Here is an 18,625-nt window from a genome sequence, read left to right on the forward strand (position 1 = left end):
AGGATGCTACATGGGAAAGAAACGAAAACCAATCCGCAAAGTCGTCAAATATGCCCCTAAACTTGTTTTAGAGTCTGCTGTGTCACTCGGTCATTACGGAGCCCTTGCTTGTGAAATAGCAACTAACCCAATCAAACTTCTCTCGGTCAGTCTTTCCGATGAGCTCGAAAAGTCTCCTTATGTGAGATACCGACACCGCTTCATGGACTATCTCGCATGGAAACTGTATTCGGAGGGCGATATGACCCTCGAGAACATGTCTTGGCTCATGGAAGAGTTCAAGACATGCGACGATGTCGTCAAACTGTTCATCGCCCGTGCTAAAGAGATTTCGGAGATCAATCACTCTTATCAGGCGACCATTCTATTGGCCATCTACTCTGCGAAAGTGTTCGCCCGGCCAGAACTCGCTGCGAATAGTGAGTCCGCTTTCTTCTTACATCTTCTGTCACAAGTGAATGACAACGACCTTCGCCATTTTGAACTCATCTATGACCACGCGGCTGCTCTCGAACTTAAATTTACACTAGTTTACGCTTGTGACGCCTATTATCAATCGATCGGTGATCCAGTCTTTCAACAACTTCCCCCTCAAGAACGTGAGGCTGCCCTCCTGGCGAGGCTAAGCGACGACCCGGAATTCGTATCGTTTTACACGAGTACAGACAAGCTGACATTCCTGGGTGTATTGATGCAGCGTTCGTTCAGTTTTGGAAGCATCGGACATACTCAAATCTCATTGAACCCGTATAGCAATACGTTAAAAGAACTATTAGAAGAGTCTCGGTTGTTGGAAGAGTCCTTGATGCGTTCATCGAGCCCTTCTTAACCTTACGCTCGTACCGCCTAATCTCGATAATTACCTCTCCTGATCAATCTAGATTTTTGTATACAAAAAAATGATATATGGTCATATATAATCAAAAGCGACGACAATACTTTGAGATGTGTATATTTCTAAAGGGACAGAGTGCTTTCCAGACAATCGATTCGACTCCACTTTGATGGATATATAAAAGAGTGTATACATTTCGACGTCGAAACGTGTACACTCTCTTTTGTTGTCGAGTCATGGCATGTCGTGACTCAATCATGTATATTTTTGTATGTACATCGCATCATCTGCGACCAAAATCAGTGTCTCTAGTGAGTCCCCGTCTGTCGGATAAGCAGCTTCTCCAATTGAAGCATCGAGCGTCACCGGCACATCTCCGATTGAGAGCTCGTATTTAAATGTCGCTTTCTTGAAGTCCAAAGGATAAGGCGAAAGGATCACGAACTCATCTCCGCCGATGCGACCGAGTACTCTTTCGCATACAACTGCTTAATTTCCCACTCTAACGCAGAACGGAAGTTCATCCCTTTTCGCGCACGTTCGACCGCAAAATTAATGTGATCACCTAGTCCAAGGAGAGCCATGTTGTTGACCGTATTCCCTACTTCAGTTTCATAAAGTTGGAGAATATCGCCGGCCAATTCGATGTCCTTCACATCGATTCGTTGTAGAAGTGCTTCCAGCTCATGCACAGATGCCTGTTGTTCTAGTACAAACTTTTGTGTGATTTTGACATCTCTCAAGGTGTCTCCCTCTCGAATACCGAACCAATGCCACTTCCAGTCACTATTTCTTCAACATTATTATCATTTTCAATCAAAACGACATTATTGTTAAAAACTTTCACAACTTTCATATTAGGTCCCTCTCTTTTAGGTGCTTGTCCACACAAAAAGGCATAACCTAAAAAAAGCGGTACACTCAGAATTCATTATAGCGATTCGTGCGCACACGAAAAACCCCGAGTGAGGCACTTTTTTCAAGTGTCCATCATTCGGGGTTCAGTTCATATATACGTGTATGGTGTCTATATAGAGTGACATATCGTTTTTTCTTTAAATTATATTTATATATAAAATGTATTTTGACACACTAAAAATTAAAAACTATCATACAAGTAGGGTATATCTTTTAAAATGAGACCCTTTGTTTAAAGAAGACTATTTAGAGTGAAAAACACAAGTACTGGAACTTTAAAAGGAATTGAAGGACAAGTTCGAGGTATACATCAAACGATTGATGACGATTCATGAATTAACTGAATCAATGAAAACTATGTCAAATGAATGAATAGGTATTATCTTGAACAGAAAAAAGAGCTACTAGAAAATACGAAAAATGCTAATTCACACGCTTTGTTTTGCGCGCCTACAAAATTATCTCGAGGGAGAATCGAATCGTGAAACTTAACATACTCTTAAAAAGAGTAAGCCTTATTAGCCTGTCCTTGATCGCGGTCGGCTGTGCTCAAGACACGACGAAGTCTTCTACTCCCAATCATTCAAAGGAAGCCGATCATGCGAAACATTTGAGCGGTGACAAGATTGAAGAAACATCATCATCGGTGATACTTCCTACATTTTTAAAAACTCAACCTGAAGATGTACGAAATGTTTATCAAGCTGTATCAAAAAATCGTAAACTACTAGAGAAAATGCCTTGTTATTGTGGCTGTGGTGAAACAGTCAATCACAAAAATAATTATGATTGCTTCATAGAAGAAAATACGACGGATGGGTCGGTGAAATGGACAAGCCACGGAACAACATGCAGCACATGTCTTGAGATTGCTGTAAAGTCTATTTTGAAGCAACGGGATGGAGAATCGATTAAAGATATTCGTTCTGAAATCGATTCTTCGTATAAAGATGGCTACTCGAAACCGACACCCACTCCTTTATGATTTTTATAATGACACTTTTACTTGTATAGCAAAGGTGTCATTTTGTTTCATCCTCACTCCAACGATATCCTCTCCCCCAAATTGTTTTCAGGTGGCTATCAATTGGATAATCTAACTCTCTTAACTTCTCTCTGATCATTTTAATATGAGAGTCCACTGTCCTTGGATCCGATTCTGATGTATAAGACCAAACGAATTCATAAAGCTCCAATCTGTTGAATAGCCTTCCAGGATGTTGAAGAAATAATCTCAGTAACGCATGTGCTTTGGGTGTGAAATCAATCGACTTACCATCTAACACAATTAAATCGTTGCTCTCATCGAACGTAAGTCCGTGGTATATAACGGGTTCTTTTGCTTTTCTTCTCATGACAGATCGAACTCTTGCTAAAAGTACGTCCCCATTAAACGGCTTTGTGACATAATCTGTAGCTCCAGCATCTAGTCCTTTGACGATGGATTCAGCATCATTTAGAGCCGTTATCATGATGATTGGGACTTCCGGGTGAGAATCCGTTATTTTCTTACATACTTCGACTCCATTGTACATTGGCATCATGACGTCCAATAAAATCAAATCAAAAGTTTCTTTTTTCATTTTCTCCAAAGCTTCGATCCCATTATTCGCCATACTACATTCATATCCTATTGGTTCTAGATAAAGTCTTAATAATTGCCTCATTCTTATTTCATCATCAACAATTAATATTTTATCCATCCTAGCCACCACCTCTTACATTAGAATTTTTTAATAATAAATGATTGTCAATCTATTTCCTCATTATTTTCACGAACTTTCTATATAATCAACTCAAACTATAGGATGGAGTTGATTATATAGAAAGCATTTATGAAGAGTTTAATCGTTACTCTCTATGTATCCTTCTTTTTTCTCACCATACTACTGGTCTATAAAGGTTATGAAATTTTTCATAACTAAGTACCGTAGTTTTTATAGATAAAGGAGCATCAGCTTTTTAGCTCATACCTTTTTCGGCATGGCGACATAGATGCTCCTTCATTTTTAACACTTCGCTTTAAGCAATTAATTTACGACAGATTTTTGCACATTCATTACAGGCCTCAGCGCACTTTTTACAATGATCATGATCATGTTTCGAACATTCGTCGGCACATCTTTCACAAATTTCAACACAGCTTCTTGCAAGAACATCAATATTGCTGCTGTTTCGAGAAATAGCTTGTACTAAAAGACTACAAATTTCAGAACAATCTCTGTCTAGACGTATACACTCTGCCATCGAAGAAACATGATGTTCACTCAAACACGCATCAAAGCATTCATTACAAGTCACTATACAGTTGTGTAGGGCACCTAAGATTTCTTGTTGTCCAGTATTCATTCTAAAATACCTCCATTTTCCGTCTTTTTTGACTTACACAAAGCCTATTCCCTTAGTTTGTGAAGAAAAGATGAAAACATTCACCTATTTTTTAGTCCACTTTCAACTGACCCATCATTCCGTTCTCTTCATGTTCAAGGATATGGCAATGGTACATAAATACCCCTTTTTCCTTGAAAGTCATCTGAATCTTAACTCGTTCGTCTGGTTTTATAGCGATAGTGTCTTTTAGACCTGTTTCTTGATTATCCAGTTTCTGTCCGTTTCGCTCTAATACTTTGAATTGGACTCCATGAATGTGAAAGGGATGAGTCATTCCACCCATCATGTCTTTTTTATTATAGACCTCCCAAATTTCCGATTCTCCTTGTTTCGCCTTAATATCAATTCTCGTCTTATCAAACTTTTTCCCATTGATTTCAACATTTTTGCCCATTCCGAAAAGAGTTAATTTTTGATTCACTGTAGACAAGGTCTTTAGCGGCTTTTCATATCCATTTTTCAGCGCCAATGCACTTAGGTTCGCCCCTTGTTTATCCTTCAGTTTGAAGTTAACGACCCTTACTCCATTCGTCTCAAATGAAACAGTCTCACCAATTTTTCTTTTTGAAAAATCTACCAATACCTCTATACGTTCGCCTGGACTTAATTCAAATTTTTTCACGTTTTTCGCTTTTGAGATGTAACCACCATCATCAGCAATTTTTTTTAAAGGATGAGCCGTCAGATAACTTCACTGCATAGTTCCGTGCATTGGACCATTTATCAACCTGACCCTAAGTTGCGAATATTTCACGTTAAAATACGGATTAATCGTTCCGTTTACGAGGAGGGTATCGCCTAAAGCCCCATCTATTTTTTCTACATCAGCATATTCAAGGACATTCCTATTTTTAACTTTTCGATCTTGAAGAATTAATGGAATATCATTTTCACCATATTTATGAGGTAGCATCGTCTCTTTAGTTTTTTCATCTTTTACGTATAACAATCCTGCCAACCCCTTGTATACTTGTTCAGCAGTCTTACCCATTGGATGTGGATGAAACCACAATGTCGATTCATTTTGCTTCACTTTAAACTTTACTACCTTCGTCTCACCAGCTTTCACGACCTGATGTGGTCCACCATCTACGGATGATGGTACAACAAGACCGTGCCAATGGGATGTAGTGGCTTCTGATAAGCGATTCACCGTACGGATTGTTACTGTTTTCCCTTTTTTTAACTCCACTACAGGACCTAAATAATTTCCGTTATATCCTAGAGTTTTAGTTTTTTTTAGCATCTCGAAAGAACTTTGTTTCCCCTTGTTTAGCGACAATCGTGTATTGAATGGAATTCTTGGTTTCACGATCGGCTTTTAGTATCTTAGGGATGTTTAATCGTCGCTCTTTTTCTTCAGTTGATTTTAAATCGACACTCGCACCATGTCCCATACCTTCCATCATATTCTGATTTGTAGTAGTGTTTCCTCCATTCATCATAGATCCCATGTGCTGTTTGTTGTTTGACATAGTACCTCGGGTAAGAAGTAAATACGAACCGCCCACTATAATCATGAGAGTGAAGATACCGATAGTTGCGATTAACCATGTTATCTTCATATGGATCATTCCTTCCAATCAATTATTATCTTTAACTTAAAGAATGATTGTGAAAGAACTGTGTCTTTCTACCCATGAATTTTATAGTTTTTTTCAATGTGTTACTTTTCTGCTCTCTGCAATGTTTCTGCAAATTTATGTGATAGAGTCTATGGAAAGCATAAAAAAGCAATTGGAGGTAATTTTTATGAAATTAAAGAAAAAGATTTTTATGACAACTATGGCTACTTCGCTTTCTTTAGCACTCGCTGCGTGCGGAAGCAATAGTGATGATTCTAAATCAACAGGAAGCATGGATAAAAATATGGATGGTATGGATCATTCGACGATGGACATGTCTGGATCGAAAGAGGTTCCGAAAGGGCTCCAAGAGGCTAAAAACCCTAAATTTAAAGTTGGCGACATGGCGATGATCAAAGAAGCACATATGGAAGGCATGAAAGGGGCCGAGGCTAAAATTGTAGGTGCTTATGATACTACTGCTTATAGCATTTCTTATGACCCTACAAATGGTGGGAAACGTGTCATGGATCATAAGTGGATTATTCAAGAAGAGATTGTAGATCCTAAATCATCTCCTTATGAAGTAGGCGATGAAGTAAAAGTAGACGCGGATCATATGAAAGGAATGAAGGATGCTACGGCCACTATCGATTCAGCTAAGCAAACAACAGTGTATATGATTGATTTTGAATCGACTACAGGTGAAGAAGTGAAAAATCATAAATGGGTGACTGAAGACGAACTATCTGTAGAATAAACGATAAACAAGAGAGGAACGGTTTTTTAACCGTTCCTCTCTTGTCTTCTTTCTCCTTATTTAAGGAACCCACTTGTAACCAATTCCCCATACTGTGCGAAAGTGTTCTTCAATAGGAAACTCGAGTTTCCTAAGCTTTTCTCTTAAGTTTCTTACATGAGAATCGACCGTTCGTTCATCTGTCCACTCATTTGCTAACCATAAACTTGAGAGCAGTTCCTCTCTTGAATAGACACGTTCTGGATTTTTTAATAATTTAGCAAGTAATGAAAATTCTTTTGGTGTGACTTTGACTAAATGATTATCGTAATACAGCTCATGGGCGTCTTCATTTAAGATTAGACCCGACGATTCGATTTTTGATCCTGAAGAAACTGTAGTTCGTCTGAAAATCGATTGAATTCTTGCCTTCAATTCCGCCTCGTCGAACGGTTTCACAATATAATCATCTGCTCCCAGTTGTAATCCTTTTACGATTTCTTCTTTTCCGTCGAGTGCTGTCAATAAAATGACTGGTACATTCGAAACTTCCCTTATCCTTTGACAAGTCTCAAAACCATCCATTAAAGGCATCATCACATCCAATATGATTAAGTCAGGCTCATCTACATCAATCAAGTTCAATATCTCTCTTCCGTTGTTCAGCTTAATACAGGTATAACTGTCTTGCAGATAGAGTTCAATCAGTTCTAACATTCGATTCTCATCATCTACTAAAGCAATGGTTCTCATCCTGGAATCCCCCTCAAGTCAATGACAACCTTCAACCCGTTTTCTACATTAATAGCTACGATGGTCCCTTTGTGCGCTTCAACTATTTCTTTCGTGATAGCCAGACCGAGCCCAGTACCTCCTGTTTCACGATTTCGTGAAGAATCTACTCGATAAAAACGATCAAAAAGATACGGGAGTGATTGTTCATCCACACCACCACCTTCATCCGTAACTTCAATAAAGTTTTCATCAAGTTTTAAAAATACGCGTTTGTTCGCATGTGTATATTTTAGCGCGTTATCCAGTAAATTTAAGAGAACCTGATCGAATCTAGCTTGGTCTATCTCTTTGTAGATGGGAGTTTTATTAATTTGAAGAATTAATTTCACTTGTTTCTCCTCAAATTTAACAATTATTCTTTCACTGATCTGTTTTAAGAAATCATTCATCTCTGTAATCTGAGGATCTATTTGAAAATGTGGCTCTTCCAATCTAGCAAGTTCAAACAAATCCTCAATCAGTTCTTGAAGTCTTTCGGATTCCTCATAGATAATATCTCCAAATCTCGATTCGTCTTTTTTGAGGAGTCCTGCATATCCCTTGATGTAGGTAATCGGCGTACGCAATTCATGTGTGATTGAAGTCAGAAATTGCTTTCTTGTATTTTGAATGTGACGTAAATCAACAGATAACTTAGTGATCGCTCGTGCTAAATCTCCTACTTCGTCGCTTCTCTCAGCTTCTCTGATTTTCAGCACCTCGCCTTTACTTAACTTTACCGTTGCCTCTTTCATTGATAAAAGTGGCTTTATAATGATATAACTCAAAAAATAAACACTTACTAATAGAAAAAGTACTAACAAGAATATAGAGAACACTACTTGTTGTTTCAATTCCCCCATCAAATGCTGTATATACTTCGTCGGCTCTAACATGATTATTTGACCGCCATCTTCAATATTACTCACCGTCACTAAAAATTTGCCTTCTCTCCAATTACCTTCTACGATTCCATCCTTTTTTTGAATCCAATCCAGGTTCAAAAATTGTTCAGCGTCGTTAGATGAATCGACGACTTGATTATTTTTGTCTAAGATAATCACATCAGTCATCGCCTTTTCCTCCATTAAAACAACGTGTTCAACTGTTTGCTTGTCGAAGTTAGTGGAAAGAACATCTCGATGACTATTGCCTCTCTCTTGAAGGCTCTCCAGTTCACTTTCTACTTGTTGATGCTCAAGAATGTTGTATACAATAGCAGATGAGAGAATGAAAATCATGAGAATCCCGAAAAAATAAAATAACGTTATTTTAAATGAAAGTTTATTCATAAAGTACCTTTCTCATTTAAGATGATTACATATAAAAACAAACTGTTGAGATTTAGAAAAGAAAGTATTCTTCATTTAGGCGATACACAAAAGAGCTTTTATCATTTGATTCTTTTAAAAGGACAATTCCTTGAATATTGCTCCACAAATAATTAGCGAAATCATAATCACTAAAAATAGCCTCACGAGTAGAATGCGTCATGAAACATTCTATTTTTGTAATCGTATACATTCCCTCCGAATCACGTTGATAATCGAAAGAAAAAGAACCCTTTATATTAAGCCTTTGAGCAATTATTGCTACGCACTCCTCTAAAATCGAGTTGGCAAACACCTCGTATGAAAGAACAGTATCTTGGTACCGTTCATACTCTTCTCTCATAAAAACAGCAAATCACTTCATCAGATCGATAATCGATATATGTATCAATTTTCCCCAGCTTTACACCTTCAGGCGCATTCTTTATTAGGTCAAAAGAGTAAGTAAAGGTATTACCTTGAACCGAAAATGAATCATGAAGTATTGTTTTATCCAAATCAAAGGATGTTATAAACATTACGTTATTTTCTCTCATTTTTAACTTGTGTTTCGATAGCGTAGTTGCTTCTTGTTCGCTTAAAGGAATAATCCAGCCTATTTTTTGAGAAGTACAATATTCAATGAGATTACTAATATACCCTTCTTCTGATTCTTTTTTTGAAAATGAATCAAAATATTTAAAATCAGGAAGTAGCTTTCGAACCCATCCTTCTTTTGAAGAAATATGAATATCTATACCTGAGGGTTTAAGTTGTTTTATGTTCTCCATCACTTTCCAGTTTTCCTCTACTCCCATTATCAGGACATTTTTACGAAACATTTACGATGCATCTCCTCTTGAAATAGAAAATAGAGCGTCAGAACCCTCTAAACCCTGTAAAATCAATCAATATTGTAGTTAGTTTCGTTAGACCATCGAAATACAATATGATACCTAATAAAATCATAAACCCTCCACCTATTTTTGTAACCTTTGAAGAATACTTCATTAAATATCTTGATTTCCCGACCAAAAACGACATTAAGAAAAATGGAATGGAGAAACCTAGAACATAAAAGAGCATATATAAAAATCCATTACCAGGATTTGTGGCAATCAAAGCAATAACTCCAGCGAGAATTGGTCCTGTACAAGGAGTCCATCCAGCAGCTGATCCGACTCCGACCAAAAACGTTCCGATATAGCCACGCTTTCTTGTTCCTAAGTTCAATCTTCGCTCTTTAAGTAAAAATGTTGGAGTCCATAGACCAGTTAGAATAACACCAAATATGAATAAAATAAGTGCACCGCTCATCCGTAAAACATCTTTATACACTATAAAAAAATCAGCCAAGTATGACGTTGAAAAACCCATCACTAAAAATACGCTCGAAAATCCAAGTAGGAAAACTAATGTATGGGGAACTCCATTCCAGTTCCACTTTTCATTTTCTTTTAACTCTCTAACTGAAACCCCTGTAATGTAAGATAAAAAAACGGGATATAAAGCCAGACAACATGGCGAAATGAAAGATAAAAACCCTGCCCCAAAAGCTAACAAAAAAGATAATTCCATCAAATTCCTCCTACACACAAAAAATAAATCTATTTTTTGGAATATTTATAAAAAAGAAATGCGTTTAACTTTTATCATAAAATCCGTTTGTGAAAAAACTATGCATTTTTTGATTAAATCTCTTGTCAATGTTTGAAATGAATTTGATATACTTTTTTGTAATATAGTGATGCTATACTCCTTTTAACAAATCGTTCGTCACTGTATCTTTAAAGGAGTACAACTAATGAAAAACAAGGTAATACTTATCGCTTCTAGTGTCTTACTCGCAACAACTTTTTCGATGCATAGTCCAAAAGTCGAAGCAAGTAGTGCATATAACATAAAAGTGAAGACAGACGATCTTCGTGTTCGGACTGGTCCTTCTCTCAATCACAAAATTGTCGGCATCACTAACACTGGGCAGACCTTTTCTTATTTAGGAAAAAAAGGAGCTTGGACAAAAGTACTTTACAAAGGAAACACACGGTATATCTATAGTTCTTACCTAAAAAAATATAAGAGCCACGTTGCCAAAAAAACATCATATAATAACTCTCTTTTTGCTTCTCCTACAGAAGGTCGGCTGACCCAAGGATACGGAAACTCTAATGGTGCTTACGGTTATACATTCCATAATGGCGTTGATCTAGCTGCAGCAAAAGGCACACCCGTCTACGCCTCTGCCAGTGGAAAAGTCATTACATCTAAAAACAGCGGTGCATACGGTAAACACGTTATGATTTCACATAGTCTACAGAATCAAAAATACGTAACCGTTTATGCTCATATGAACAGCCTTTCGGTAAAAAGTGGTCAGACAGTCTCTAAAGGTATGAAGATTGGAACAGTTGGGAATACAGGAAACTCGTTCGGAAATCATTTGCACTTTGAGATTCATAAAAACAGTTATAAATACAGCAGTTATTCTGCAGCGAATAGTGTCAACCCAATGAACTATTTGTAACCTAAAAAAAAGAAAAGATTAGACTGACCTAGCTATATGAGACACTAATAAAAATACCTTGATTAGGCTACCGCCACACCATATTTTATCGGTGTGAGGTAGCCTAATTTTTCTTGGATACGTTCTTCGTTGTAGTAAGTTAAGTAATTATTCACCCGCTCACGCACTTCATAGTCGCTTAACGAGTTGAACTTGACGTACTGGAACACCTCAGACTTCAAGTTCGAATGAAACGATTCGATCACCGCATTATCCCAACAGTTGCCTCTTCGAGACATGCTGCTCGTCAGATACTTCCTCTTTACGAAATCTTGAAAGGCATATGATGTATAGACACTTCCTTGATCTGAATGGATGATAACCCCTTCGGGATTGTTCCGACTCTCCAACGCCATCCTTAACGTATCGATGACGAGGGGCGTCTGTTGATGATCGTATAGCTTATAGGCAACAATCTCATTGTTGAATAGGTCGATGATCGTGGAGAGGTACTTCGTCGTGCCCCCGTATTGGATGTAGGTGATGTCCGTCACCCACTTCTTATTCGGTCTACTGGCAGTGAAGTCTCGCTTGAGAAGGTCAGGGGCGATGACGATACTCTCACCCTGAGACTTCCATTTTCGTTTGGGTTTGATCCGACACTGGAGATGGTGCTTCTTCATGATTCTCTGTACGGTGTTCCGGTTTGCTGCCAATTCATAGGTTTGTTCTAACAGGGCCTTTATCTTTCGATGTCCATATCGATACTTTGTAAGCTTACATACTGCGACGATTGTTTGCTCTAGCACCGAAGGGTGCTTCACCGGTTCTCTGGCCCAACGGTAATAGGTTGCCCGCGGAACGTCTATCACACGTAGGATTGTCGTGACTGTATATTTGCTCCTCAGGAGCTCTACAACCTTTAGGACTACTTCTTTCTCAACTCTCTTTCGATCTCCATGAATTTTTTTAAGATTTCGTTCTCCGTCTTCAGGTGGGATAGTTGACGCTCTTTCTTGTCATCCTCGCTGGCGGAATCAGGACCGAGTCCGTAGGTGTACTGCTTCCCGATCGGTTGGCCGAATCGATAGATTTCATTGGACCGATACCATCTCATCCATGTGTGAATCTGGGATTCATTTTTGATTCCGTGTTTCTCCATAATCTCTCTAGTCGTCAACTCACAACTTAGTTTGTCTCTCACCACTGCCCATTTCACTTCACTTCACTTCACTTCACTTCACTTGAATATACGTTTTTGCCCACGCAAAAACACCTCCGATGCCAGCACTTTTTTAAAGTGGACCACTGCGAAGGTGTTTTTATATTGTCTCAAAAATTTAGGTTAGCCCAAAGTTGGATTTTTTTATGTCCAATTTTTATGGGGCAGTTCACAAGAATTTGAGCTTTTTCATAGAATTAAATGATTTTTCTAAAGTGTTTAACTGTCTCTATCAACTTTTGTACAGCTAGCGATATATTTTATACGTCTTTTATTGGCGAGAGACGCCGCTTGATTTCGTTGATAGACAAGTAAAGCGTATAATTCCCGTATTCAAGAATCGAATTTAGAAAGAGATTCAGTTCTTCCTGAGATGTCACTTTTATTTTTAGATGGTAACATCCTTCTCCTGATACACGATGGGCTTCCACTACTTCTTGGCGCTCGTTTAGAAATTGAATAAAATTCTCATGATTGGACGTTTTCATAATGCTTACAACATTGAAACCGATGAAGAAGATATTCATTATTCACGATTCATCACACATGTGAAATATTTTGCTGAACGCTTTTATGCTGGAAAAATGTTGAATGAAGAATCCGATCAACTATTTGAGCAGATTGCGAACATCTACCCAAAGGCCATGAATGGTTCATTCAAAGTACGGGACTACCTTAAACAGTTGCACGGTGTGACAATTCCTAATGAGGAACTAGCTTATCTAGCCGTTCATATTCATCGACTGACAACTAATATGGATTTGAATAAACAATAACTTTTTTAATTACCTGGTTCTTTTTGACGAAGACCAGGTTTTTTCTATATTGAACAAAAAATATCCATTTTTTATAATCGAGCAGCTATAGGCCGCATGACATATGTGTGTTTTTCACCACTGATTCGATTTCTTTAGATCGGCGTGACGGGCTCCTTTAATAACTTTTTCAGAAAAGATAAAAGGAAAGAACAACTTTGCTCTTTCCTACAATTTCAGTCAAGTGTTAATAATTATTTATACATCGCACGTCTTCATGCTTGGTTTTGGGATGACAGGGCTTCTGCGGTTCGGATTCCACTACAATCCAACGCCCACGGCTGAATTGAATCCAAAGGACGATCGCCTTAAAGACGATGTCTAGACCGATGGCGATCCACACTCCTGCAATGCCCATCTGCATCTGAATCGCCAATACATATACTGCCCCAGTCCGGATCACCCACATACCGATCGTGGTCAGATACATTGGAAACTTCGTATTGTTCGCTCCTTGGAATCCACCGGTCAATACAAGGACGACTGCTAGGAAAGGCTGGAAGACCGCTGCTATTTTTAACGCGACATCGATGTCTTTGATGACTTGGGGATCGTCGGTGAAAAGTGAACCTGCCCATCCTCCGAAGAAGAATAAGACGACCCCGAATAAGGACATGAAGCCCATCGCCATGAACGTGCTCAATCTGGCATATTCTTTGGCGGTCTCGTGGTCTCCCGCTCCGATGTTGCGACCGACGAGAATGGTTGCTGCTGTCGCGAAACCATATGCCAACATATAAGAGAACACCTCTAGATTCCCTGCAATTTGATGCGCGGCGAAGGTGTTCGTCCCGAGTACCACGATGAATCCGAAATACACGATCTGTCCGGCTCTCATGACCAATCGCTCGATAGCCGCCGGGCTTCCAAGGTTCACGAGCTCCAACTGGTGTTCGAGATCCGGTCTCCAGAAATCTTTCCTGAAGGCGATCACTTCCGTCTTACGAATATAGTTCATCAATAAGAGCGTCCCGACGAGCCGGGCGATGACGGTCGCGAGTGCCGCTCCGACGAGACCAAGTTCGGGGATGATCCAAAAACCGAAAATCAACATATAGTCGAGCACAATATTGACGACATTGATGACGATGCTCACCTTCATCGGTGATTTTGTATCTCCCGCACCTCGTAAGATACTACTGAGCACAAACATCAATGCCATCACGATCGATGGGATCCCGACAATTTTGAAGTAGGTGCTACCAGCTTCTAAAACGTCATTCTCCACCCCCATCAACCGCAGGAGAGGCTCAGCGAAAAATAGCGTCACGACCCCAAAGGTCACCCCGACCACGACAGATAGGACGATGGCCTGCTGCGCGATATGTCTCGCGCGCTCGATTCGTTCTGAGCCTAAGTTATTGGCGACATAAACGTTTACTGCCACACCGATTGCCATAAAGACAGCAAAGTAGATGGCGAGGATGGCATTCGTCACTCCTACCGCTGACACTTCTGCTAGGCCGATTCTTGAGACGAACAGCGTATCGACAAATCCGAGCAACGTTTGGAAAAAATTCTCGGCAACCGCTGGTAACGCGAGTAGAAGGATGAATTTCATCTTGGTTTTTCGATCACCATGAGTGTCCAGCCGCTCACTTTCTATCATCTGAGTCCTCTCCTTCGAAAATTATGCTTACAACGATTACAGGAAAGCGACCCAACGAGGAACCATGGGTCGCTCATGGTCAATCTGAGACACGAATGACGAAAGGATAGGTGTGCACAGTCCCATGGAACTGGAATTCGGCCCAGACCTTGTATAGGCCAGGTTTATGGAAGACCGTCTCAAATTCCGTCGTATCATGAGAAGAAGGATGCACATGGATAAACTGTTCTCCGGCTTCATCCAAGATGACGACATGACCAAGTGCTCCAAGGTATGGCTCCGGGTTACTTTCTTTGGTGTCATAGCTGAAGACAGTCGGGACATGCGCTTTTAAAGAGTCAATCGACAGCTCGACGGTATGACCTTCGATCGTCTTCGTCAGACGCTCATCCACTTTAAGTGACGATTCGATAGAGGAAGAGGACTGATGATCAATCTGTAAGTGAACCGGCTTCACTTGATATGCCAGTCCCTTAGGCTGAATATCCACGAAGAGTTTATACGCCCCTGCCTCAAGTTGGACGGGTTGCTCGAATCGACCCTCACCCTTTTTAAACGGATGGGGGTGTCGGTACTCAGTTAGGTCTTCGTTCACGAGAATCAAATGGAATTCCTTTTCATGGCTGACTTCGAGTTCCGGGGCTTGCTGATGTTGATCCTTTAACTCGATACTGATTTTCCCGAATTCATATTTAGCTTCTACAGACACTTCATTTCCCGTCAAGTTCTTCATATGATGATGTCCATGGTCTTTCACGTTTAACACTCCTTTGTGTAGTCCTTGATCGCACCGTCACTCGACCTCCATTACTTGCAGCAAGAACAACCGATTTTAACGGTCGCCTCCGTTACCTCGTAGCCAGTCTCTTGAATTGCGGTTTCAATCTCAGAAAGTGTGAGTTGGCTTTCATCGAACGTCACGTCCACCTCTCCCGCCGAAAGATTGACCTTCACTGATTCAATACCCGCTAACTTTCCAACGTGTCCTTCAATCTTATTGATACAAGATCCACAAGACATACCCGCTACCTGAAATGTTGATTTTTTCATTATATGTTCCTCCTGATTATTTAATTACCATACATGGGTAGGGTGTAAAAGTATCGATTTTTTTACACCCTCGCCACCTTATGTTCGTGTCCCTCATTGCGCGACACGCTTTCAACAGGTTCTGAGAGTGAGCTATCGTTGCTTATCGTAGCAATGTTAGAATCTCTTCTTTGTTGTTCTCGAAGCCAACAAAGTACTTCACTACTCTTCTTTTTCTGAGCATCCCTTTTTTGTAGAAGACAAACAGTGGTACGATTCGATTCCCTGATATCGCTACCATTTCTTGTTCAAGGTCAAGGTTCACACCCACATCTTTGTTCACATAAGAGACTGAGATTGTTTTTAAGTATTTTTTGGCATCCTGACAATCTGAACACGTCGGACGCGTGTAAAGTTCGAGCTGTAGATCTCTATCCATCCCAATTCCTCCTTTTATTTGATCATCGAAGGCTGGAATCGTTTCAAACGGAGTGCGTTCACCAGGACCGAGACTGAGCTTAAACTCATGGCCGCTCCAGCAAGAATCGGGTTCAATAAGGGCCCACCAAGTAGATAAACAATCCCCATCGCAAACGGGATACCCATGACATTATAGGCAAATGCCCAAAACAGGTTCTGTTTAATATTGCGGATGGTTGACTTGCTCAATTCGACAGCTGTAGGTACATCCATCAAATCGCTTCGCATCAAGACGATGTCTGCGGATTCGATCGCAACGTCAGTACCCGAACCGATCGCGATTCCGATGTCTGCTTGGGCCAAGGCTGGTGCGTCATTGATTCCATCACCGACCATTGCGACCTTCTTCCCTTCGGCCTGTAACTTCTTCACTTCGTTCGCTTTGTCTTCAGGTAACACTTCACTCAGTACCCGATCGATCCCGACCTGTCTCGCAATCGCCATGGCCGTACCTTTGTTGTCTCCGGTGATCATGGCTACTTCGATACCCATTCGTTGAAGTTTCTGAATGGCTTTACGACTGTTTTCTTTGACGGTGTCTGCGACAGCGATGATCCCTGCGATTTGTTGGTCAATCGCGATATACATCGGCGTCTTGCCTTGGTGTGCGAGTTTGTCTGAAGCGCCTTCAAGGACATCCAGTGAGATGCCGCGGTCTTTCATCAATTTTCTGTTTCCGGCAAGCAAGACTTTTCCGTCGATCAGGACTTCGATCCCGTGCCCTGGGATGGCTTCAAAACGATCGATATCCATGACACGCATCATTCTGTCCTCTGCCGCTCTTACGATTGCTTCGCCCAATGGATGTTCAGACCCTTTTTCAGCGGAAGCGGTCAAGCGTAACAACTCATCTTCTTGATGTCCATTCACTGTCACGATATCTGTCACTTTCGGTTTTCCTTCAGTGATCGTCCCTGTCTTGTCGAACACGATCGTCTGGACTTTATGGGTCGTCTCCAAGGCGCCGCCACTCTTGATCAACACACCATTCTCAGCACCTTTGCCCGTACCCACCATGATTGCTGTTGGTGTGGCCAAACCTAGTGCACAAGGGCAGGCGATGACCAGTACTGAAATCGTGATCGTCAAGGCGAAGAGGCCGGTCTGACCGCCTAAATACCATGCAATTCCTGAAAGGATCGCGACGACGATGACAATCGGTACAAAGTATCCGGAGATGATATCGGCCAGTTTTGCGATAGGAGCTCGAGAGCCCTGTGCATCCTCGACCAATTTGATGATTTGAGATAGCGCTGTATCCTTACCGACTTTCGTGGCTCGGTATTGGATGATCCCGTTCTTGTTGATGCTGGCACCGATGACTTGAGCACCCACATTTTTTTCAACAGGGATACTTTCACCGGTCAGCATGGATTCGTCTACAGACGTATTACCTGATAGAACCACGCCATCCACCGGAATCTTCTCACCAGGCTTTACGATAACCGTGTCGCCGACGATGACTTCGTCGATTGATACTTCTAACTCTTGTCCGTTGCGGACGACCTTTGCCGTCTTAGGTGCCAGTCCCATCAATTTTTCAATCGCTTCGGATGTTTTACCCATCGACCGGACTTCAAGATATTTACCTAATGTGATCAGCGTGAGAATGACTGCGGCTGTCTCATAGTAGAGGCTATTCACGTATCCCTCATAACCTGAGAGGATAGCCATGGTGGCACCGACGCTATAGAAGAAGGCTGCGCTCGTCCCTAGGGCGACAAGTGAATCCATATTCGGATGCCCTCGGAACAATGTCTTAAATCCGACGGAGAAGAATTTCCATCCGAATAACATCACTGGGATGGTCATCATGAGCTGCAAGACAGCGAACAATTCTGGGTTCATCGTTGGATGCAATGCCATCGGTAGGGGTAGGCCGATCATATGCCCCATCGCCACATAGAGTAATGGAATCGTGAAAATCGCCGACCCTACAAATCGGTTCCACATCGATTGAATTTTTTTCAGTTTCTTTTCTTTCTCGGTATCTTGACTATCCGCTGATTCTTGATCTTCTCTTGCCTCATATCCGGCGTTTGCCACCACTCGGATGACATCTGATACAGTCACCAGCTGAGGATCATATCGAATAACTAATTTTTCTGTCGCCAAGTTCACATTCGACTCAGTCACACCCACCATTTTCCTCGTGGCCTTCTCAATCGTCTGCACACACGAGGCACAAGTCATCCCTGTGATGACAAATGATCTTTGCTCGGTCTCGGTTGAGGCCTTGTAGCCAGCCTTCTCGACGGTCGTCTGAATATCCAGCGGCGAGATTTTCGTCTCATCGTAATGAATGCTCAATTTCCCAGTCGCTAGGTTGACGTTGGAGGTCACTACGCCAGGCAATTTTTTTGTTGCTTTTTCAACTGTCTGAACGCAGGACGCACAGGTCATCCCTTCCACGGCAAATGTCTTACTCTCCATAT

25 protein-coding genes are annotated in these 18,625 nt (G+C 40.9%); 5 read left to right on the top strand and 20 right to left on the bottom strand.

Annotation, left to right across the window (positions count from 1 at the left end; translation table 11 throughout):
- Positions 1-10 precede the first annotated feature (10 nt).
- A complete protein-coding gene (locus tag KNP81_RS11550; RefSeq protein WP_214720045.1) occupies positions 11-829 on the top strand; it encodes a hypothetical protein in 819 nt (272 codons plus the stop codon).
- A 261-nt stretch (positions 830-1,090) separates the two neighbouring features.
- Here KNP81_RS11550 and KNP81_RS11555 read toward each other — a convergent pair whose 3' ends face one another.
- Genes KNP81_RS11555 through KNP81_RS11565 form a run of 3 tightly spaced genes read right to left on the bottom strand, consistent with a single transcriptional unit; the run spans position 1,091 to position 1,691 of the window.
- Positions 1,091-1,276: a diguanylate cyclase gene (locus tag KNP81_RS11555; RefSeq protein ID WP_029336154.1), complete on the bottom strand. Its 186-nt coding sequence runs from the start codon at positions 1,274-1,276 to the stop codon at positions 1,091-1,093.
- Complete coding sequence (locus KNP81_RS11560; protein ID WP_051638972.1) at positions 1,273-1,578, bottom strand: PRD domain-containing protein; 306 nt, start codon at positions 1,576-1,578, stop codon at positions 1,273-1,275. Before KNP81_RS11560 ends, KNP81_RS11555 begins: the two co-directional genes overlap by 4 nt.
- Complete coding sequence (locus tag KNP81_RS11565) at positions 1,575-1,691, bottom strand: CAT RNA binding domain-containing protein (RefSeq protein ID WP_081828354.1); 117 nt, start codon at positions 1,689-1,691, stop codon at positions 1,575-1,577. Before KNP81_RS11565 ends, KNP81_RS11560 begins: the two co-directional genes overlap by 4 nt.
- Positions 1,692-2,234: 543 nt before the next feature.
- On the opposite strand from KNP81_RS11565, the gene KNP81_RS11570 reads away from it, so the two are divergent.
- A complete protein-coding gene (locus KNP81_RS11570) occupies positions 2,235-2,738 on the top strand; it encodes a PCYCGC motif-containing (lipo)protein (RefSeq protein ID WP_214684186.1) in 504 nt (167 codons plus the stop codon).
- A gap of 37 nt (positions 2,739-2,775) precedes the next feature.
- Here KNP81_RS11570 and KNP81_RS11575 read toward each other — a convergent pair whose 3' ends face one another.
- From KNP81_RS11575 to KNP81_RS11595, 5 genes are all read right to left on the bottom strand, one after another.
- A complete protein-coding gene (locus KNP81_RS11575; protein ID WP_214720046.1) occupies positions 2,776-3,456 on the bottom strand; it encodes a response regulator transcription factor in 681 nt (226 codons plus the stop codon).
- A 319-nt stretch (positions 3,457-3,775) separates the two neighbouring features.
- Positions 3,776-4,102 (bottom strand): four-helix bundle copper-binding protein, encoded by a 327-nt coding sequence (locus KNP81_RS11580; protein ID WP_214720047.1) that lies wholly within the window; start codon positions 4,100-4,102, stop codon positions 3,776-3,778.
- A 91-nt stretch (positions 4,103-4,193) separates the two neighbouring features.
- On the bottom strand, positions 4,194-4,766 hold the full coding sequence (locus KNP81_RS15325; protein WP_214720048.1) for a multicopper oxidase family protein: 573 nt from the start codon (positions 4,764-4,766) through the stop codon (positions 4,194-4,196).
- Positions 4,767-4,835: 69 nt separating this feature from the next.
- Positions 4,836-5,390, bottom strand: coding sequence for a multicopper oxidase domain-containing protein (locus KNP81_RS11590; RefSeq protein WP_214720049.1), 555 nt, complete (start codon positions 5,388-5,390; stop codon positions 4,836-4,838).
- Complete coding sequence (locus KNP81_RS11595; protein ID WP_214686842.1) at positions 5,374-5,709, bottom strand: hypothetical protein; 336 nt, start codon at positions 5,707-5,709, stop codon at positions 5,374-5,376. The genes KNP81_RS11590 and KNP81_RS11595 overlap by 17 nt, the downstream gene beginning before the upstream one ends.
- Before the next feature lie 187 nt (positions 5,710-5,896).
- Here KNP81_RS11595 and KNP81_RS11600 point away from each other — a divergent pair, with 187 nt between their 5' ends.
- Entirely contained in the window at positions 5,897-6,469 is a 573-nt protein-coding gene (locus KNP81_RS11600; RefSeq protein WP_214720050.1) for a YdhK family protein, read from the top strand.
- 60 nt (positions 6,470-6,529) lie between these two features.
- Here KNP81_RS11600 and KNP81_RS11605 read toward each other — a convergent pair whose 3' ends face one another.
- From KNP81_RS11605 to KNP81_RS11625, 5 genes are read right to left on the bottom strand one after another with little or no spacing between them, the layout of a single operon-like run.
- Complete coding sequence (locus KNP81_RS11605; RefSeq protein WP_214720051.1) at positions 6,530-7,201, bottom strand: response regulator transcription factor; 672 nt, start codon at positions 7,199-7,201, stop codon at positions 6,530-6,532.
- Positions 7,198-8,514, bottom strand: a complete 1,317-nt coding sequence (locus KNP81_RS11610) for a sensor histidine kinase (RefSeq protein WP_214720052.1) — start codon at positions 8,512-8,514, stop codon at positions 7,198-7,200. Before KNP81_RS11610 ends, KNP81_RS11605 begins: the two co-directional genes overlap by 4 nt.
- Before the next feature lie 52 nt (positions 8,515-8,566).
- Positions 8,567-8,896 carry a hypothetical protein gene (locus tag KNP81_RS11615; protein ID WP_214720053.1) on the bottom strand — a complete coding sequence of 110 codons (330 nt, stop codon included), beginning with the start codon at positions 8,894-8,896 and terminating at the stop codon, positions 8,567-8,569.
- Positions 8,880-9,374, bottom strand: coding sequence for a hypothetical protein (locus tag KNP81_RS11620; protein ID WP_214720054.1), 495 nt, complete (start codon positions 9,372-9,374; stop codon positions 8,880-8,882). The genes KNP81_RS11615 and KNP81_RS11620 overlap by 17 nt, the downstream gene beginning before the upstream one ends.
- Positions 9,375-9,411: 37 nt before the next feature.
- Complete coding sequence (locus KNP81_RS11625) at positions 9,412-10,110, bottom strand: cytochrome c biogenesis CcdA family protein (RefSeq protein WP_285222577.1); 699 nt, start codon at positions 10,108-10,110, stop codon at positions 9,412-9,414.
- A 226-nt stretch (positions 10,111-10,336) separates the two neighbouring features.
- Here KNP81_RS11625 and KNP81_RS11630 point away from each other — a divergent pair, with 226 nt between their 5' ends.
- Positions 10,337-11,056 (top strand): peptidoglycan DD-metalloendopeptidase family protein, encoded by a 720-nt coding sequence (locus KNP81_RS11630; RefSeq protein ID WP_214720055.1) that lies wholly within the window; start codon positions 10,337-10,339, stop codon positions 11,054-11,056.
- Between the two features lie 62 nt (positions 11,057-11,118).
- Here KNP81_RS11630 and KNP81_RS11635 read toward each other — a convergent pair whose 3' ends face one another.
- Together KNP81_RS11635 and KNP81_RS11640 are read right to left on the bottom strand one after the other, a co-directional pair.
- The gene (locus tag KNP81_RS11635; protein ID WP_214720068.1) at positions 11,119-12,036 is read right to left on the bottom strand and encodes an IS3 family transposase; all 918 of its coding nucleotides are present in this window, start codon (positions 12,034-12,036) and stop codon (positions 11,119-11,121) included.
- A gap of 481 nt (positions 12,037-12,517) precedes the next feature.
- The gene (locus tag KNP81_RS11640; RefSeq protein WP_214684167.1) at positions 12,518-12,784 is read right to left on the bottom strand and encodes an Lrp/AsnC ligand binding domain-containing protein; all 267 of its coding nucleotides are present in this window, start codon (positions 12,782-12,784) and stop codon (positions 12,518-12,520) included.
- Between KNP81_RS11640 and KNP81_RS11645 the strand changes: the two genes are divergently transcribed.
- Positions 12,728-13,033: a PRD domain-containing protein gene (locus KNP81_RS11645; RefSeq protein WP_214684166.1), complete on the top strand. Its 306-nt coding sequence runs from the start codon at positions 12,728-12,730 to the stop codon at positions 13,031-13,033. The two genes, KNP81_RS11640 and KNP81_RS11645, sit on opposite strands and share 57 nt — an antisense overlap.
- A gap of 226 nt (positions 13,034-13,259) precedes the next feature.
- Here the strand turns inward: KNP81_RS11645 and KNP81_RS11650 are convergent, their stop codons facing one another.
- From KNP81_RS11650 to KNP81_RS11670, 5 genes are all read right to left on the bottom strand, one after another.
- Positions 13,260-14,633 (bottom strand): MATE family efflux transporter, encoded by a 1,374-nt coding sequence (locus tag KNP81_RS11650; RefSeq protein WP_236355810.1) that lies wholly within the window; start codon positions 14,631-14,633, stop codon positions 13,260-13,262.
- 127 nt (positions 14,634-14,760) lie between these two features.
- Positions 14,761-15,438: a hypothetical protein gene (locus KNP81_RS11655; protein ID WP_353048089.1), complete on the bottom strand. Its 678-nt coding sequence runs from the start codon at positions 15,436-15,438 to the stop codon at positions 14,761-14,763.
- Between the two features lie 50 nt (positions 15,439-15,488).
- Positions 15,489-15,731 carry a heavy-metal-associated domain-containing protein gene (locus KNP81_RS11660; protein WP_051627724.1) on the bottom strand — a complete coding sequence of 81 codons (243 nt, stop codon included), beginning with the start codon at positions 15,729-15,731 and terminating at the stop codon, positions 15,489-15,491.
- Positions 15,732-15,873: 142 nt separating this feature from the next.
- Positions 15,874-16,149, bottom strand: coding sequence for a glutaredoxin family protein (locus KNP81_RS11665; RefSeq protein ID WP_029336165.1), 276 nt, complete (start codon positions 16,147-16,149; stop codon positions 15,874-15,876).
- A gap of 14 nt (positions 16,150-16,163) precedes the next feature.
- The gene (locus KNP81_RS11670) at positions 16,164-18,623 is read right to left on the bottom strand and encodes a heavy metal translocating P-type ATPase (RefSeq protein ID WP_214720056.1); all 2,460 of its coding nucleotides are present in this window, start codon (positions 18,621-18,623) and stop codon (positions 16,164-16,166) included.
- Positions 18,624-18,625 lie beyond the last annotated feature (2 nt).

The sequence above is a fragment of the Exiguobacterium sp. s149 genome (assembly GCF_018618395.1).
Lineage (GTDB): Bacteria > Bacillota > Bacilli > Exiguobacteriales > Exiguobacteriaceae > Exiguobacterium > Exiguobacterium chiriqhucha.

Coding starts and splice junctions, on each gene's coding strand:
- KNP81_RS11605 (WP_214720051.1), bottom strand. CDS start 7,201: ATGAGAACCATTGCTTTAGTAGATGATGAGAATCGAATGTTAGAACTG.
- KNP81_RS11615 (WP_214720053.1), bottom strand. CDS start 8,896: ATGAGAGAAGAGTATGAACGGTACCAAGATACTGTTCTTTCATACGAG.
- KNP81_RS11630 (WP_214720055.1), top strand. CDS start 10,337: ATGAAAAACAAGGTAATACTTATCGCTTCTAGTGTCTTACTCGCAACA.
- KNP81_RS11575 (WP_214720046.1), bottom strand. CDS start 3,456: ATGGATAAAATATTAATTGTTGATGATGAAATAAGAATGAGGCAATTA.
- KNP81_RS11645 (WP_214684166.1), top strand. CDS start 12,728: ATGATTGGACGTTTTCATAATGCTTACAACATTGAAACCGATGAAGAA.
- KNP81_RS11670 (WP_214720056.1), bottom strand. CDS start 18,623: ATGGAGAGTAAGACATTTGCCGTGGAAGGGATGACCTGTGCGTCCTGC.
- KNP81_RS11565 (WP_081828354.1), bottom strand. CDS start 1,691: ATGAAAGTTGTGAAAGTTTTTAACAATAATGTCGTTTTGATTGAAAAT.
- KNP81_RS11620 (WP_214720054.1), bottom strand. CDS start 9,374: ATGTTTCGTAAAAATGTCCTGATAATGGGAGTAGAGGAAAACTGGAAA.
- KNP81_RS11610 (WP_214720052.1), bottom strand. CDS start 8,514: ATGAATAAACTTTCATTTAAAATAACGTTATTTTATTTTTTCGGGATT.
- KNP81_RS11650 (WP_236355810.1), bottom strand. CDS start 14,633: ATGAAATTCATCCTTCTACTCGCGTTACCAGCGGTTGCCGAGAATTTT.
- KNP81_RS11625 (WP_285222577.1), bottom strand. CDS start 10,110: ATGGAATTATCTTTTTTGTTAGCTTTTGGGGCAGGGTTTTTATCTTTC.
- KNP81_RS11590 (WP_214720049.1), bottom strand. CDS start 5,390: ATGCTAAAAAAAACTAAAACTCTAGGATATAACGGAAATTATTTAGGT.
- KNP81_RS11640 (WP_214684167.1), bottom strand. CDS start 12,784: ATGAATATCTTCTTCATCGGTTTCAATGTTGTAAGCATTATGAAAACG.
- KNP81_RS11580 (WP_214720047.1), bottom strand. CDS start 4,102: ATGAATACTGGACAACAAGAAATCTTAGGTGCCCTACACAACTGTATA.
- KNP81_RS11595 (WP_214686842.1), bottom strand. CDS start 5,709: ATGAAGATAACATGGTTAATCGCAACTATCGGTATCTTCACTCTCATG.
- KNP81_RS11660 (WP_051627724.1), bottom strand. CDS start 15,731: ATGAAAAAATCAACATTTCAGGTAGCGGGTATGTCTTGTGGATCTTGT.
- KNP81_RS11600 (WP_214720050.1), top strand. CDS start 5,897: ATGAAATTAAAGAAAAAGATTTTTATGACAACTATGGCTACTTCGCTT.
- KNP81_RS11665 (WP_029336165.1), bottom strand. CDS start 16,149: ATGGATAGAGATCTACAGCTCGAACTTTACACGCGTCCGACGTGTTCA.
- KNP81_RS11550 (WP_214720045.1), top strand. CDS start 11: ATGGGAAAGAAACGAAAACCAATCCGCAAAGTCGTCAAATATGCCCCT.